The organism is Streptomyces sp. NPDC026301, assembly GCF_055567935.1.
On record NZ_JBVHPN010000002.1, the window covers coordinates 63,965 to 75,697 of the forward strand.

At 73.0% G+C, this 11,733-nt stretch carries 13 protein-coding genes; 8 read left to right on the plus strand and 5 right to left on the minus strand.

Features of this window, described 5'->3' with window-relative positions:
- The first annotated feature begins 9 nt into the window (after nucleotides 1-9).
- Nucleotides 10-705 carry a B3/B4 domain-containing protein gene (locus ACZ4MH_RS03375; RefSeq protein WP_351598885.1) on the plus strand — a complete coding sequence of 232 codons (696 nt, stop codon included), beginning with the start codon at nucleotides 10-12 and terminating at the stop codon, nucleotides 703-705.
- 65 nt (nucleotides 706-770) lie between these two features.
- Here the strand turns inward: ACZ4MH_RS03375 and ACZ4MH_RS03380 are convergent, their stop codons facing one another.
- Nucleotides 771-1,484, minus strand: coding sequence for a lysophospholipid acyltransferase family protein (locus ACZ4MH_RS03380; protein ID WP_351598883.1), 714 nt, complete (start codon nucleotides 1,482-1,484; stop codon nucleotides 771-773).
- 280 nt (nucleotides 1,485-1,764) lie between these two features.
- Here ACZ4MH_RS03380 and ACZ4MH_RS03385 point away from each other — a divergent pair, with 280 nt between their 5' ends.
- The 6 genes from ACZ4MH_RS03385 to ACZ4MH_RS03410 all read left to right on the plus strand — a co-directional run bounded on the left by ACZ4MH_RS03385 (nucleotide 1,765) and on the right by ACZ4MH_RS03410 (nucleotide 6,449).
- The gene (locus ACZ4MH_RS03385) at nucleotides 1,765-2,139 is read left to right on the plus strand and encodes a thioredoxin family protein (protein WP_467753945.1); all 375 of its coding nucleotides are present in this window, start codon (nucleotides 1,765-1,767) and stop codon (nucleotides 2,137-2,139) included.
- Between the two features lie 117 nt (nucleotides 2,140-2,256).
- Nucleotides 2,257-2,337 (plus strand): putative leader peptide, encoded by an 81-nt coding sequence (locus tag ACZ4MH_RS03390; RefSeq protein WP_351598915.1) that lies wholly within the window; start codon nucleotides 2,257-2,259, stop codon nucleotides 2,335-2,337.
- Nucleotides 2,338-2,393: 56 nt separating this feature from the next.
- The gene (locus ACZ4MH_RS03395; protein ID WP_351598879.1) at nucleotides 2,394-2,906 is read left to right on the plus strand and encodes a flavin reductase family protein; all 513 of its coding nucleotides are present in this window, start codon (nucleotides 2,394-2,396) and stop codon (nucleotides 2,904-2,906) included.
- 211 nt (nucleotides 2,907-3,117) lie between these two features.
- Nucleotides 3,118-3,903 carry an electron transfer flavoprotein subunit beta/FixA family protein gene (locus ACZ4MH_RS03400; RefSeq protein ID WP_351598877.1) on the plus strand — a complete coding sequence of 262 codons (786 nt, stop codon included), beginning with the start codon at nucleotides 3,118-3,120 and terminating at the stop codon, nucleotides 3,901-3,903.
- A 76-nt stretch (nucleotides 3,904-3,979) separates the two neighbouring features.
- Entirely contained in the window at nucleotides 3,980-4,942 is a 963-nt protein-coding gene (locus tag ACZ4MH_RS03405; protein ID WP_351598875.1) for an electron transfer flavoprotein subunit alpha/FixB family protein, read from the plus strand.
- A gap of 223 nt (nucleotides 4,943-5,165) precedes the next feature.
- Entirely contained in the window at nucleotides 5,166-6,449 is a 1,284-nt protein-coding gene (locus ACZ4MH_RS03410) for a DUF6986 family protein (protein ID WP_351598873.1), read from the plus strand.
- Nucleotides 6,450-6,458: 9 nt separating this feature from the next.
- Here ACZ4MH_RS03410 and ACZ4MH_RS03415 read toward each other — a convergent pair whose 3' ends face one another.
- The 4 genes from ACZ4MH_RS03415 to ACZ4MH_RS03430 form a co-directional block, all read right to left on the minus strand.
- Nucleotides 6,459-7,028 (minus strand): rhodanese-like domain-containing protein, encoded by a 570-nt coding sequence (locus ACZ4MH_RS03415; RefSeq protein ID WP_467754176.1) that lies wholly within the window; start codon nucleotides 7,026-7,028, stop codon nucleotides 6,459-6,461.
- A 96-nt stretch (nucleotides 7,029-7,124) separates the two neighbouring features.
- The gene (locus tag ACZ4MH_RS03420; protein ID WP_467753949.1) at nucleotides 7,125-7,880 is read right to left on the minus strand and encodes a sulfite exporter TauE/SafE family protein; all 756 of its coding nucleotides are present in this window, start codon (nucleotides 7,878-7,880) and stop codon (nucleotides 7,125-7,127) included.
- Nucleotides 7,877-9,304 carry an MBL fold metallo-hydrolase gene (locus tag ACZ4MH_RS03425; protein ID WP_467753951.1) on the minus strand — a complete coding sequence of 476 codons (1,428 nt, stop codon included), beginning with the start codon at nucleotides 9,302-9,304 and terminating at the stop codon, nucleotides 7,877-7,879. Before ACZ4MH_RS03425 ends, ACZ4MH_RS03420 begins: the two co-directional genes overlap by 4 nt.
- A 144-nt stretch (nucleotides 9,305-9,448) precedes the next feature.
- A complete protein-coding gene (locus ACZ4MH_RS03430) occupies nucleotides 9,449-10,480 on the minus strand; it encodes a LacI family DNA-binding transcriptional regulator (protein ID WP_351598593.1) in 1,032 nt (343 codons plus the stop codon).
- Nucleotides 10,481-10,677: 197 nt separating this feature from the next.
- Here ACZ4MH_RS03430 and ACZ4MH_RS03435 point away from each other — a divergent pair, with 197 nt between their 5' ends.
- Nucleotides 10,678-11,634 carry an ROK family protein gene (locus ACZ4MH_RS03435; protein ID WP_351598591.1) on the plus strand — a complete coding sequence of 319 codons (957 nt, stop codon included), beginning with the start codon at nucleotides 10,678-10,680 and terminating at the stop codon, nucleotides 11,632-11,634.
- Nucleotides 11,635-11,733: the final 99 nt, after the last annotated feature.

The window sequence follows — 11,733 nt, forward strand, 5'->3', positions numbered from 1 at the left end:
ATGCCTGCCATGAGCATCTCCGTCACCGTCTCCGATGACGTCCGGGCGCTGGCGCCCGGCTTCGCCCACCTCGTCGTCGAGGCCCACGACCTGGTCAACGGGCCCAGCGACGACGCCAGTTCGGCACTGCTGGACGAGGCGGCGGCCCGGCTCGCCGCGCGGCTGGGCGGCACGCCCCCGCAGGACGAGCCCCATATCGCCGCCTGGCGCGCCGCGTACACCGCCTTTGGTGCCAAGCCCTCGCGCACCCGCAACTCCGCCGAGGCGCTGGCCCGGCGCGCCCTCGCCGACGGCGGCCTGCCCCGCGTCAACCGCCTCGTCGACGTCTACAACGCGGTCAGCGTCGCGCACGTCGTCCCGGTCGGCGGCGAGGACCTGGGCCGCATCGAGGGCGGTATGCGTCTCGTCCGCGCCACCGGGGACGAGCCCTTCGAGACGGCGGCCGGCGGGGAAGAGGTCATCGAGCACCCCGAGCCCGGCGAGGTCGTCTGGCAGGACGGCATCGGTGTCACCTGCCGCCGCTGGAACTGGCGCCAGGGCGTCCGCACCCGCCTCACCGAGGACTCCACCAGCGCGCTGTTCCTGCTGGAGCGGATGGCGCCGATGACCCTGGACGCGCTGGAAGAGGCGGGCGCGGAGCTGGCCGAGACGCTGGAGAAGTTCTCCCCGGGCGCGCGCATCGAAATGGGCGAGATCCGCCGCTGAGCCGGGCGCCCACGGGGGCTGCGGGCATACGCGCTACGGGGAGCGCTGAGCCGCGCCCTCCGGGGTCAGCCCGCCGTCCTCGGTGCCGGTGCCGTGCCGCCCAGGTGGGCCGGTACCCACCAGGTGTCGTCCGGACCCTTGGGGCGTACGGGGTAGGCGCGCTGGGCCGCCTCCAGCAGGTCCTGCACCCGCAGGCGCAGCCGGTCGGTGATCTTCTCGGCCTGCTCCTCGGCGGGCGCCTCGATCGGCTCGCCGACCCGGATGGTGATCGGGAAGTGGTTCCGCCCCAGGTCGCGCTTGTGGCCCTTGGTCCACAGCCGCTGTGTGCCCCACAGCGCCATCGGCAGCAGCGGTACGCCGGCCTCCTGTGCCAGCCGGGCCGCGCCGGACTTGAAGTTCTTCAGCGTGAAGGACTCGGAGATGGTGGCCTCGGGGAAGACGCCGATGATCTCGCCCCCGCGCAGCGCGCTCAGCGCGTGGCGGTAGGCGTGCACGCCCTGCGAGCGGTCCACGGGGATGTGCTTCATCGCGCGCATCAGCGGCCCGGACACCTTGTGCCGGAAGACCGAGTCCTTCGCCATGAAGCGCACCAGCCGCTTGGCGGGCAGCGCGGCCAGACCGCAGAAGATGAAGTCCAGGTACCCGATGTGGTTGCTCACCAGCACCGCGCCGCCGTGCCGCGGGATGTTCTCCGTCCCGGCGATGTCGAACTTCAGGTCCAGCGCCTTGAACGCCGTGCGGGCGAAGCCGATGACGGGCGGATAAACGAGCTCTGCCATTGTCGGGGGGTCCCCTTCTGTGCCTGGGGAGGGGCTCTCCCGGCGGGAAGTTACGCGGCCGTAGCTTTGCGGCTTTCGGGAGATCGTGCCCGAAGAAGGGCCCAGGAGCTACCGCCGGGCCGCTTCGGGCCGGGAGATCCTCGTCACGTCGGTGTTCGGTGGGTCCCTCCCGCGTACCCCGGTGACCGCCGGCCAACCGGGCCCTCGCCGCAGACGGTACACCGGCCGGGAATCATCGTCGGCGCGCCTACGCTGACACCGGAGGCACGTACGCGTACACGTGCGACGGCGCAGCGACGGAAGGCCGAAGGTGGCAGGGCAGGCGGCAGGACAGCAGGGCACGGAGCGGCTGACCGCGGAGCGGATCGGCGCCGGACTGGGGGAGCCGGCCACGCTCGTGCAGTTCTCCAGCGCCTTCTGTCAGCCGTGCCGGGCCACCCGCCGCACCCTGGAGGAGGTCGCCGCCATGGTGCCGGGCGTCGCCCATACCGAGATCGACGCCGAGGCCCATCTCGACCTCGTACGGGAGCTGCGCATCGTGCGCACCCCGACCGTCCTCGTCCTGGACGCGGCCGGCACGGTCGTGCGCCGCGCCTCGGGGCAGCCCCGCAAGGCGGATGTCATCGCGGCCCTGGGTGCCGCGGTCGGCACCTGAATCCTTGCGCGTGACTCGTATGAATCCCCGCGCGTGACTCGTGCACGCTGCGTGATTGTGGTCGCACCTGCCCGTGAGCACTTGACTGCATCACGCACGCATCGTCAGTCTGACGTCATGCGGCCTGATCCCCTTCTGTACGGACGTGTCCACGTGGACCTCCTGCGCACCGCGAGCGCGCGCTGTCCGGGCGTGTGAGCAGCGACGACAGCACCACCGCTCCGGTTCGTACACCACAGCAGAAGGACACGTTCATGACCGTCTCGTCCGATCTCGCGGCACCCCAGCTGGCCTCTCCCGAACTGCTGCGCTCGGTCTTCCGGCGGCACGCGGCGGGAGTCGCCGTGATCACCGCGCAGGGCCCGCACGCCCAGCCGGTCGGCTTCACCGCCACCTCCCTCACCTCCGTCGCCGCCGAACCGCCCCTGATCTCCTTCGGGGTGGGCGTGGGCAGCTCCAGCTGGCCCGTCCTCGCGGAGGCGGAGTACGTCGGCGTGCACATACTCGGCGAGGACCAGCACGAGCTGGCCGCCACCTTCGCGCGCAGCGGCGCCGACCGCTTCGCCGCTCCCACCTCGTGGCACACCGGCCCCCAGGGTGTGCCGGTCCTCGACGGCGTACTCGCCTGGCTGGTCGGCCGGGTCGTGGCGCGGGTGCCCGCGGGGGACCACCGGATCGTGCTGGCCGAGGCCGTCGTCGGGGACCCGACGGGGCCGGGCCGGCCGTTGCTGTACCACCAGGGAAGCTTCACCGCCCTACGTGACTGACACCCCGTCCGGCGGCCCCGACACGCCAGGTCGGGGCCGTTGGCAAGGTCACAGTTCGACGAGCTTGATATCGGGGAAATGCACAGGTGTACTGGCGAGTAATATTTCGGTCGGCGCGGGGACGCGCACCCGACCGGGAGCCGCCCCAACAGGCGCCTATGCTGCCAGCACAAGGCAGTTGTGAAGCGACGAAGCAGGTAGGAGAGCCGGCGTGAGCCTGAGGATCGTTGTCTGTGTGAAGTACGTGCCCGACGCCACCGGCGACCGGCACTTCGCCGAGGACCTGACCGTCGACCGCGACGATGTGGACGGTCTGCTCTCGGAGCTGGATGAGTACGCCGTCGAGCAGGCTCTCCAGATCAAGGAAGCGGCCGGCGAGGCGGAGATCACGGTCCTCACCGTCGGCCCCGAGGACGCCAACGACGCGATCCGCAAGGCGCTGTCGATGGGCGCCGACAAGGGTGTGCACGTCGAGGACGACGACCTGCACGGCACCGACGCGCTGGGCACCTCCCTCGTGCTGGCCAAGGCCATCGAGAAGACCGGGTACGACCTGGTCGTCTGCGGCATGGCCTCCACCGACGGCACCATGGGCGTGCTGCCCGCGATGCTGGCCGAGCGGCTGGGCGTCCCGCAGGTCACCCAGCTCTCCGAGGTCTCCGTCGAGGGCGGCGTGGTGAAGGGCCGTCGTGACGGCGACACCGCCACCGAGCAGCTGGAGGCTTCGCTGCCGGCGGTCGTGTCGGTCACCGACCAGTCCGGTGAGGCGCGTTACCCCTCCTTCAAGGGCATCATGGCCGCCAAGAAGAAGCCGGTGGAGTCCCTGGAGCTGGACGACCTGGACATCGACGCGGAAGAGGTCGGTCTGGAGGGCGCCTGGACCAAGGTCGAGGACGCCACCGAGCGTCCGGCCCGTACGGCCGGCACGATCGTCAAGGACGAGGGCGAGGGCGCGAAGCAGCTCGCCGAGTTCCTGGCGGGCCAGAAGTTCATCTAAGGCCCCTGCGGCCGGGGTTCGCCCCGGCTCGGTCGCCCCTCAACCGCCGCATCTTTTCCCGCAGGAGTGCAATCCCATGGCTGAAGTCCTTGTCTTCGTCGACCACGTGGACGGTGCCGTCCGCAAGCCGACCCTCGAACTGCTCACCCTCGCCCGCCGCATCGGCGACCCGGTCGCCGTCTCCCTCGGCAACGGCGCGGCCGACACCGCCGCCGCGCTCGCCGAGCACGGCGCGGTCAAGGTCCTGACCGCGGACGCCCCGGAGTTCGGCGAGTACCTCGTCGCCCCCAAGGTGGACGCGCTGCAGGCCGCCTACGAGGCCGTCTCCCCGGCCGCCGTGCTGCTGCCCTCCTCCGCCGAGGGCAAGGAGATCGCCGCCCGCCTCGCGGTGCGCATCGGCTCCGGCATCATCACCGACGCCGTCGACCTGGAGGCCGGCGACGAGGGCCCGGTGGCCACGCAGTCCGTGTTCGCGGCCTCGTTCACCACCAAGTCCCGTGTCTCCAAGGGCACTCCGGTCATCACCGTCAAGCCCAACTCCGCCGCTCCGGAGGCCGCGCCGGCCGCCGGTACGGTCGAGGCGCTCGCGGTGACCGTGGCCGACTCCTCCAAGGGCACCAAGGTCGTCTCCCGCACCCCGCGCGAGTCGACCGGCCGCCCCGACCTGACCGAGGCCGCGATCGTGGTCTCCGGTGGCCGCGGTGTCAACGGTGCCGAGAACTTCCCGGTCATCGAGGCGCTCGCCGACTCCCTCGGCGCGGCCGTCGGCGCCTCGCGTGCCGCGGTGGACGCCGGCTGGTACCCGCACACCAACCAGGTCGGCCAGACCGGCAAGTCGGTCTCGCCGCAGCTGTACATCGCCGCGGGCATCTCCGGCGCGATCCAGCACCGCGCCGGTATGCAGACCTCGAAGACCATCGTGGCCATCAACAAGGACTCCGAGGCCCCGATCTTCGACCTGGTCGACTACGGCGTCGTCGGCGACCTCTTCGACGTCGTCCCCGCGCTGACCGACGAGGTCAAGACCCGCAAGGGCTGACCCGTCCCGCGCCACCTCGCCGGGCCCCGTACGCGCACGCCGCGTACGGGGCCCGGCGTTTGCCGGAAAGGCGTGAACTGTGCGCGGCGGCAAGATGGGTGTTGACCTGGACAGACGGCACGGATAGCTTCGCCATGCGGAGTTTAGCTTCCATGAAGCGAAACTTGCCTAACTCTTAAGCGAACCTTGGGATGGAAACGTCCCCATATCGGGAGGGTGTCGAATGCCGCAGCAGGAGACCGTGGCCACGAGCCTTGCGAGCGCCGTACGCGAGGAGATCGGGGCCTCTCTGGCCGAGGTCGACGCGGACCTCGCGCGGCGTTACCCAGGTGACCCCGGCACCCGCCAGCCCGTCCACACCGTCTACGTCCCCGGTGACGTCTTCGCCGCCGACACCATCCGCTCCTGGGGCGAGGCGGCGCGCACCGCCCTGGACGAGCACGCCCCGGACGCCGCGGCCCTCGCCTCCGTACTCGGCATCTCCGAGGAGCTCGCCGGGCCCGTCTACGACCGCGTACGGGCCAAGCTGGAGCGCGAGCCCATCGAGGACCTGCGCGTCGACTTCGAGGACGGCTACGGCGCCCGCCCGGACGCCGAGGAGGACGACGCGGCGGCCCGCGCCGCCGCCACGATCGCCGCCGCGTACCAGGACGGCACGGCAGCCCCGTACATGGGCATCCGCATGAAGTGCATGGAGGCCGCCGTCCGCGACCGCGGCATCCGCACCCTGGACATCTTCCTCACCGGCCTCATGCGGGCCGGCGGGCTCCCCGACGGCCTCGTCCTCACCCTCCCCAAGGTCACCTACGCCGAGCAGGTCACGGCCATGGTCCGGCTGCTGGAGGCGTTCGAGAAGGAGCACGGCCTGGCCGCGGGCCGGATCGGCTTCGAGATCCAGATCGAGACGACCCAGTCGATCCTCGGCGCCGACGGCCGCGCCACCGTCGCCCGCATGATCGAGGCGGCCGAGGGGCGCGCCACCTCGCTGCACTACGGCACCTTCGACTACAGCGCCTCCTGCGGGGTCAGCGCGGCGCACCAGTCCCTGGACCACCCGGTGGCCGACCACGCCAAGGCGGTCATGCAGGTCGCGGCAGCCGGTACGGGGGTCCGGCTGTCCGACGGCTCCACGAACGTCCTCCCGGTCGGCGCCACCGCCCAGGTGCACGACGCCTGGCGGCTCCACCACGGCCTGGTCCGCCGCTCGCTGGCCCGCGCGTACTACCAGGGCTGGGACATGCACCCGGCGCACCTGCCGACCCGGTACGCGGCCGTGTACGCCTTCTACCGCGAGGGCCTCGAAAAGGCCGCCGCGCGCCTCGCCGCGTACGTCGCCAAGGCCGGCGGCGCCGTGATGGACGAGCCCGCGACGGCCAAGGCGCTCAGCGGCTACCTGCTGCGCGGCCTGGACTGCGGCGCCGTCGACATCGCCGAGGTCGCCCGGCTCACCGGCCTCACCCGCGCGGACCTGGACGGGCTCGCGGGCCGGCCGACGCAGGCGGGCTGATCCGGGCGGTCAGCCCTTCAGGGCGGCCAGCGTGGCGGACAGGTCCGTGGCACCGGCCCGGTTGTGGGGCAGCTTGCTCAGCACCCGGGCCATGCCGCAGGTGTCGGTGACGGCCGAGAAGACCAGCCCGCCGGCGATACCGGCCGACAGCAGGCGGGCGGCGGGCCACCGGCGCCCGGCGAGCAGCCCGGTCAGCACCAGCGACCCGGCGGCGAGCCGCACCTGACGCTCCATCGCCCAGACGGCGTGCCCGCCCTCCGGGCGCGCTACGTCGAAGCCGTGCTGCACCCAGCCGTTGGTGCCGCCGGTCAGGGTGGCGGCAGGCACGCCCTGCTCGGCGAGGGCGGCGCAGGCCTGTGCCGACCGGTTGCCCGAGGCGCACACCATGAGCAGGTCGTCCCGCGCCGCCGCGTTGCGGAGCGCGGGCACGGCCTCGCCGAGACGGTCCAGGGGGATGTTGTACGCGCCGGGCAGATGGCCTGAGCCGTACTCGCCGGGCGTCCGTACGTCGATGACGGTCAGCTCGCCGAGCCGGGCGTGCGCCTGGTCGGCGGTGAGCGCGGTGGGGGTGGTGGAAATGGTGGTCACGGGATCATTGCCTTTCGTGTGTCGCGTAGCTCTTGGGTGACTCGTGTACTGGGCATGAGGTGTGGGGCATGGGGCAGGGCCTCCGGGTCACGTCACCGCGTCCACGACCATCAACGCGGCCACGGCCAGCAGTACTCCTGCGAACGTACGCTGCAGCAGCGGGCCCGACGCCTTCGCGGCCAGCCGTTTGCCGTCCCACGCGCCCAGGACCGCGGTGGCCGTGAACGGCGCGATGACGGCCCAGTCCAGCCCGCCCATGGTCGCGCCGCGCGTGGCCAGGGAGGCGAGCGAGTTGGCCGAGATGACCAGCAGGCTGGTGCCGACGGCGGCCCGCATCTCGAAGGCCAGCACGGTCACGAGCGCGGGTACGGCGAGAAAGCCGCCGCCGACCCCCAGCAGCCCGGTGAGCGCGCCCAGTCCGGCGCCGCTGCCCGCCGCCATGGCCGGCCGTAGCGCGGGCGCCTCCCGGCAGGCGGCGTCCGGCCGGGCGCCGCGCAGCATCCGAGTGGCCGCCAGCGCCGCGACGCCCGCGAAGGCGAGGGTCAGCACCTGCTGCGGCAGCCGGGCCGCCACCGCGCCGGCCAGCGCCGCCGGCAGCAGCCCGGCGGCCGCGAAGAGCGCGCCGGCCCGCCATCGCACATGGCCCGCGCGGGCGTGCGCGTACAGGGCCGTCAGCGAGGTGACGGTGACGATGAGCAAAGAGGCGGTGGTCGCCGCCGCCGGGGTGAAGCCGAGGAGGTAGATCAGCGCGGGGACGGCGAGCACGCTGCCCCCGCCGCCGAGCGCGCCGAGCGCGAGGCCGACCACGGCCCCGGCGACCAGGGCCAGGATGAGTCCCGTCATCGAGCCGTAGCGGTCCCCGGCCCGGGGTGCGCGAGCCGGAGCCCGGCCGGCGCGGCGGCGTCGAACCCGTCGTCGACGGCGACGACGTCCCGCCCGGCCGCGTCCAGCAGGGACGCCGCTATCGCCGCCCGCATCCCGCCCGCACAGTGCACCCACACCACGCCCGCGGGCACCTCTCCGACGCGGCCGTGCAGCTCGTGGATCGGGATGTGCAGCGAGCCCTCGATGTACCCGCCGGCGCGCTCGGAGTCGCGCCGTACGTCCAGTACGACCAGGTCCTGCACCTCGTCTTCGGGAACGGCCGCGAGGTCGGCGAAGGTGGCACGTGGGAAGGAGCGCAGCTCGTCCCCCTCGCGTATCCAGCTGTCCGGCGCGCCCGTGGCCGCGGCCGCCGGCCGGTCGATGCCCACCCGCGCCAACTCCCGCTGCGCGTCGGCTATCTGCCCTGGCGTCTCGGCCAGCAGCGTGACCGGCTTGCCCCAGGGGATCAGCCAGGCCAGGTACGTGGCGAGCTTCCCCTCGCCCTCGAAGTTGAACGACCCGGCGAGGTGGCCGGCGGCATACGCGACCCGGTTGCGCAGGTCCACCACCCACTCACCGGCCGCCAGCCGCCGTGCGAGCTGCTCGGCGTCGGCGGACTCCGGCGGGGTGAGGTCCACGGGCGCGGGCCCCGCCGCGTTGGCCGGGCCCATGTGCGCGTAGTACGCCGGTACGTCCTCCAGGCCCGCCAGCATCTCCGCGACGAAGGTGTCCACGTCCTTGGTGAGTGCCGCGTTGTTCCGCCGCTCCGCGCCGATCGTCGTGCTGTCCCCCTCGGCCTGCGCCGACGAACAGAAACTGCCGAAGCCGTGCGTCGGCAGCACGGGCACCTCGTCATCCAGCTCGTCGGCGAGACGGTGCGCCGAGGCGTACTGGGCGCGGGCCAGCCGCTCGGTCAGCCGCGGCTCGACGAGGTCGGGCCGCCCGACCGTGCCGATCAGCAGCGAGCCGCCGGTGAACGCGGCCACGCCCCTGCCCGCCTCTTCCAGTACGTAGGAGGTGTGGTGCGGGGTGTGCCCGGGGGTTGCCACCGCCCGCAGAACCAAGCCCTGGCTTCCCTGGTCCCCCTCGTCTCCTTCGCCTCCCTCGTCGACCGTGACGGTGTCGCCGTCGGCGATCGGCGTGCGTGCGAAGGAGACCGCCGCGTCGGCCGGCACCAGGTAGCGGGCGCCGCTGACCCTGGCCAGCTCCAGCCCGCCGGTGACGTAGTCGTTGTGCACATGGGTCTCCGCGACGTAGGCGATCCGGACCCCGCGCCGGGCGGCGGCCGCGAGGACCTGGTCGATGTCGCGTGGCGGGTCGATCACCACCGCGGCCGAGCGGCCACCGGCCAAGTAGCTGCGGTTGCCCAGCCCCTCGAATTCCAGGGTGTCGACGAAAAACACGGCAGCGCCCCTTCCTTCCGTATCGAGAAATGTATACCCCTGTGCGTGTACCCCCGGGGGTATCGGTGCCCACCATAACAGTGGGTACCCCCGGGGGTATTTCAAAGGCTGAAAGAAGGGGAGAGTCAGCGGTAACGGGAGGTGCTAGGCGGGCGGCAGTTCGCCGGAGCCGCGGGGGATCAGGCGGGTGGGGATGACGCGCTGCTGCGGCGGCTCGTCGGTGCCGTCCAGGCGGCGGAAGAGGAGGGACGCCGCGGTACGGCCGAGCCGGGCCGCGTCCTGCGCGACGACGGTGATGCCGGGGGTGATCAGGTCGGCCAGCTCGAAGTCGTCGAAGCCGACCAGGGCGACCGGGCGCGGACGGTCCGCGAGGACGCGTACGGCGGTGACGGTGACGCGGTTGTTGCCCGAGAACAGCGCGGTGACCGGCGCCGGCCCGGCGAGCATCGCCTCGGCCGCCGACCGCACCCGCTCCGGCGCCGTCGACCCCAGCGCCACCCACGATTCGTCGACCGGCAGCCCCGCCTCGTCCATCGCCGCTCGGTAGCCGCGCAGCCGCTCTATGGCCGTGTGGATGCGCGGCTGGTCGCCGATGAAGCCGATCCGGCGGTGGCCGTGCGCGATCAGGTGGGCCACCGCGTCCCGCGCGCCGCCGAAGCTGTCGGAGAGTACGACGTCCGCGTCGATCTCCCCGGCCGGCCGGTCCACGAATACCGTGGCGACGCCGGCCGCTATCTCCGGTTGCAGGTAACGGTGGTCGGTACCGGCCGGGATGATCACCAGGCCGTCCACCCGGCGGGCGCACAGCGCGAGCACCAGCTCCTGCTCGCGGGCGGGGTCCTCGGCGCTGGAGCCGTTGATCAGCAGGGCCCCGTGATCGCGCGCGACCTCTTCGACGGCGCGGTTCAGCGGCCCGTAGAAGGGGTCCGCGAGGTCTTCCAGTACCAGCCCGATGCTGGCCGTGCGGCCCTTGCGCAGCACGCGCGCCGAGTCGTTGCGGCGGAAGCCGAGCGCGGTGATCGCCTCCTGCACGCGCCGCTCGGTGTCGGGCGTCACGCCCGGCTCGCCGTTGACCACGCGGGAAACCGTTTTGAGGCCGACGCCGGCGCGCGCCGCGACGTCCTTCATCGTGGGCCGGGTGCCGTAGCGGGTGGTGCTGCGGGCGGTGTCGGTCACGGTGCGGCGATCCTGTTCCCTGTGTCGGTGGCTGCCCGCTGGGGAGGCAGTGGCTGCTCGCTCTGAGGCTATCCGGGCTGTCGGGGCGTGGCGTCGAGCATATCGTCTGGACAACGTTGTCAATTCTGGCGAGACTGGCGTCCTGCACGCCGGGGCATCCGCCCCGGGCCGCCCGCCGACCAGGAGATTCCACGCCGATGCAGACCGACCTCAACGCAGCCCTGGACATCGGTGGTACGAAGATCGCCGGGGCGCTGGTCGACGACCGGGGCCGGATGCTCGTACGCGCCACCCGTCCGACCCCCGCCCAGAAGGACGGCGCCGCCGTCATGGGCGCGGTGCACGCGGTGCTCGACGAGCTGACCGCGGCGCCCGAGTGGTCCCGTACCTCCGTCGTCGGCATCGGCAGCGCCGGGCCGGTCGACGCGCAGACCGGCACCGTGAGCCCGGTCAACATCCCCGGCTGGCGCGACTTCCCGCTGGTCGCGGGCGTGCGCGAGCGGACCGGCGGGCTCCCCGTCGTACTGGTCGGCGACGGCGTGGCCATGACCGCCGCCGAACACTGGCAGGGCGCCGCACGCGGCCACCAGAACGCGCTGTGCATGGTGGTCTCCACCGGAGTCGGCGGCGGCCTCGTCCTGAACGGCCGCCCGCACCCGGGCCCCACCGGCAACGCGGGCCATATCGGCCACATCAGCGTCGACCTCGACGGCGACCCCTGCCCGTGCGGCGGGCGCGGCTGCGTCGAACGCATCGCCAGCGGCCCGAACATCGCCCGCCGCGCCCTCGCGGAGGGCTGGCAGCCGGGCCCGGACGGCGACGCGACCGCCGCCGCGGTGGCCGCGGCCGCCCGCGCCGGGGACGCCGTGGCGATCCGCTCGTTCGACCGCGCGGCACAGGCCCTGGCGGCCGGCATAGCGGCCACCGCCACCCTGGTCGAGATCGAGATCGTGGTGATCGGCGGGGGAGTGGCCGGCGCCGGCGACATCCTCTTCGCACCGCTCCGCCGCGCCCTGCACGAGTACGCCACCCTCTCCTTCGTCCGCGGCATCAAGGTCGTACCGGCCCAGATGGGCACGGACGCGGGCGTGGTGGGCGCGGCGGCGGCCGCTCAGCAGTATCGAGTGGGTGCGCTGGCGGCTACGTCGGCTTGAGGGTGGGGGGCCGGGGCCGGGCGGGGGTGGCGCCGGGCGGGGCTGGCGCCGGGTTGACGGGCTCGTCCCGGCGCGCGGGGGCGTCGGTCTGAGGTCCTG

Coding starts and splice junctions, on each gene's coding strand:
- ACZ4MH_RS03375 (WP_351598885.1), top strand. CDS start 10: ATGAGCATCTCCGTCACCGTCTCCGATGACGTCCGGGCGCTGGCGCCC.
- ACZ4MH_RS03380 (WP_351598883.1), bottom strand. CDS start 1,484: ATGGCAGAGCTCGTTTATCCGCCCGTCATCGGCTTCGCCCGCACGGCG.
- ACZ4MH_RS03390 (WP_351598915.1), top strand. CDS start 2,257: ATGCGGCCTGATCCCCTTCTGTACGGACGTGTCCACGTGGACCTCCTG.
- ACZ4MH_RS03395 (WP_351598879.1), top strand. CDS start 2,394: ATGACCGTCTCGTCCGATCTCGCGGCACCCCAGCTGGCCTCTCCCGAA.
- ACZ4MH_RS03405 (WP_351598875.1), top strand. CDS start 3,980: ATGGCTGAAGTCCTTGTCTTCGTCGACCACGTGGACGGTGCCGTCCGC.
- ACZ4MH_RS03410 (WP_351598873.1), top strand. CDS start 5,166: ATGCCGCAGCAGGAGACCGTGGCCACGAGCCTTGCGAGCGCCGTACGC.
- ACZ4MH_RS03420 (WP_467753949.1), bottom strand. CDS start 7,880: ATGACGGGACTCATCCTGGCCCTGGTCGCCGGGGCCGTGGTCGGCCTC.
- ACZ4MH_RS03435 (WP_351598591.1), top strand. CDS start 10,678: ATGCAGACCGACCTCAACGCAGCCCTGGACATCGGTGGTACGAAGATC.